At 73.8% G+C, this 2,583-nt stretch carries 2 protein-coding genes and 1 pseudogene; 2 read left to right on the top strand and 1 reads right to left on the bottom strand.

All coding sequences use genetic code 11. The features are described 5' to 3' along the window. Positions 1–1,266, top strand: a 1,266-nt coding sequence (locus DKL51_RS30240; RefSeq protein WP_148097889.1) for an acyltransferase family protein, incomplete at its 5' end; no start/stop codon positions are given. Between the two features lie 7 nt (positions 1,267–1,273). On the opposite strand, the gene DKL51_RS30235 is transcribed toward DKL51_RS30240, so the two are convergent. After that, positions 1,274–2,212 carry a diacylglycerol/lipid kinase family protein gene (locus DKL51_RS30235; protein ID WP_124812883.1) on the bottom strand — a complete coding sequence of 313 codons (939 nt, stop codon included), beginning with the start codon at positions 2,210–2,212 and terminating at the stop codon, positions 1,274–1,276. Positions 2,213–2,401: 189 nt separating this feature from the next. Here DKL51_RS30235 and DKL51_RS30230 point away from each other — a divergent pair. After that, positions 2,402–2,583: pseudogene (locus DKL51_RS30230) on the top strand (hypothetical protein); the annotation flags it as partial.

The following is a 2,583-nucleotide window of genomic DNA, read 5'->3' as shown; positions in this document are numbered from 1 at the left end:
GGCGTGCTGCTGCTCGCCGCGGCCGGCCTGCCGGCCCGCGCGGTGCGGGTGCACGTGCTGGCCGAGCTGCCTCGGCTGAGCAACGGCAAGCCCGACCACCGGGCCGTGCGCGCGCTGGCCGCCGCTCCCCCACCACCCCGCGCGGTCGAACCCGCCGGCGGCGGGACCGACCAGCTCTGCCGGCTCTACGCCGAACTGCTGGACCTGCCGGAGGTCACCGCCGACGACAGCTTCGTCGGCCTGGGCGGCGACTCCCTGTCGTACGTGGAGATGTCGGTCCGCCTCGAGGAACTCCTCGGCGACCTGCCCACCGACTGGCACACCACCCCCATCCGGGACCTGGCCCCGGCGGAGCCGGTCCGCCCGAGCCGACGCCGGGTGCTGGAGACGAGCGTGGCGCTGCGCGCCCTGGCCATCGTCGTCATCGTCGGGTCGCACATCCCCGTCTTCACCGTGAAGGGCGGCGCGCACCTGCTGCTCGCCGTCGCCGGCTTCAACTTCGCCCGGTTCCACCTCACCGCCGGGCCCCGCCGGGACCGGCTGCGCGCCACACAACGTGGCATCGGCCGGATCGTGCTGCCCTCGGTCGCGTGGATCGCCCTCGCCGGGGCGGTCACCGGCGACTACACCCCGACCAACGTGCTGCTGCTCAACAGCGTCCTCGGCCCGCACGACGGGCCGACCCAGTGGCACTTCTGGTTCATCGAGGCCCTGGTGGCCATCCTGGTCGTCGCCACCGCGCTGATCGCCGTACCGGCGGTCGACCGGATCGAACGGCGGTACCCCTTCGGGCTGCCACTGACCCTCGCCGCGCTCGGCCTGGTCACCCGGTACGACCTGCCCGGCCTGGCCGCGCTCGGCCACGTTCCGTCCGCCGTGGTCGTGTTCTGGCTGTTCGCGCTCGGCTGGGCGGCCGCCCGCGCCACCCGCACCGCCCAGCGGGTCACCGTCACCGCCGCCGCTCTGCTCACTGTGCCCGGGCTCTTCGGCGAGCCATTCCGGGAGGCGTTCATCGTCGCCGGCTTCGCCCTGCTGGTCTGGGTGCCGCGACTGCCCAGCCGGCCCGTACTCAACCGGGTCGCCGCCACGCTGGCCGGCAGTTCCCTCTACATCTACCTGACCCACTGGCAGGTGCTGCCCGTCGTCGGGCCGTGGTCGCGCGAGCTGGCCCTGGTCGTCTCGCTGGCGGTCGGCATCGGCTGCGCCGCGCTGGTACGGCGGCTTCCGGCGATGGCGCGCGGACGGCTGCGCGCCGCCACACCCTGACCTGCGCTCAGTCCCGCGGCTCGGGGCAGCAGACCGTCAGCGCCCCCGGCACGACCTTGACCTTCAGCCGCTTCGCCGTCGTCCGCGCTCCGCCGTCCAGCTCGTACGTCTTCGGCGCGGCGAAGGTCACCCGGACCTTGCGGCCGCGGGTGATCCGCACGAACGGCGACTCCTCCGAGCGTCCGGCGGCCATCCGGCCCAGCGTGCGGGCCCAGTCCACCGCCCCGCTGGCAGTCGACACCCCGATCTCCAGCGCCCCGTCGTCGGGGCGGGCGTCGTCGAAGGCCGGGATGCCCCCGGTGATCGTGCCGACGTTGCCGAACAGCACGCAGCTCGCCTCACCGTCGAACCAGTCCGCGCCGTCGACCCGGATCCTGGTCCGCACCAGCTCCCCACGGACGTGCCGCAGCGCGGTCCAGACGTACGCGACCCGGCCCAGCTTCCCCTTGAGCTTCCGGTCGGCCTCCCGGATCAGGTCTCCGTCGAAACCGGCGCCCGCCATCACCGCGAAGTGCTCGCCGTTGAGCTTGCCCAGGTCGAGCTTCCGGCGTCGGCCGTGCAGCGCGATCCGCACCGCCTCGGGGAGGTCGGTCGGGATGCCGAGGTTGGTGGCGAAGAGGTTCGCCGTACCGGCGGGCAGGATGCCCATCGGCACGTCCGAGCCCGCGAGGGTGTCGGCGCACCGCTGCACCATGCCGTCGCCGCCCCACACCAGGACCAGGTCGGCGCCCTTCTTGAGCGCCTTGCGGACCTTCTTCGGCGCCTTGCGGCTCTTCGGCACCTCGTACCAGAGGAGCTGCTCGACACCGGCGGTGACCAGGCTGGTCCGCAGCTCGTCGAGGCCGCCGCCGAAGGTCTTCTTCCGGTGCGCGACGACGGCGACGGCACCTACCGGCCGGGCGGTGGCCGGGCCGGGCGCGGGGCTGTCGACGGTGCTGGTGGCCATGGCGCCGGTGGTACCCAGCGGCGGGAAATTCCACTCCTGTCCCGGACCGCCGCGCACCCTACCGGACGGCGCCGGCCACTCGGCTGTCCCGATTCCGACCGCGCGCACGCTGTAATCGACCGGCCGCATTGGGTAGAGTACGGGCCGTTGATCCTCGACGATGGCTGAGGCCGGAGAGGTGTCGTGGGGATGAGCCGACGAGGCGGTCAGCTGACGCGGGTCACGCTGCGCCTCGGCCTCCTGGTCGGCGGGATGGCCGCCGGCTGGTGCGCGTACAGCGCGGTCACCAGTGACGCGGCGTACGCCGCCGACGCGCCCCACGCGGTCACGGTCAACGGCACCGCCCACCTCCCTCGGATCTCGCCCTCCCC

This window comes from Micromonospora globispora (genome assembly GCF_003857015.1).
GTDB classification, from domain to species: Bacteria; Actinomycetota; Actinomycetes; order Mycobacteriales; family Micromonosporaceae; genus Micromonospora; species Micromonospora globispora.
This window is presented reverse-complemented; position numbering and strand designations above follow the sequence as displayed.

What these genes read in the sequence shown, in the direction of transcription:
- DKL51_RS30235 (WP_124812883.1), bottom strand. Translation starts at nt 2,212, where the DNA reads ATGGCCACCAGCACCGTCGACAGCCCCGCGCCCGGCCCGGCCACCGCC.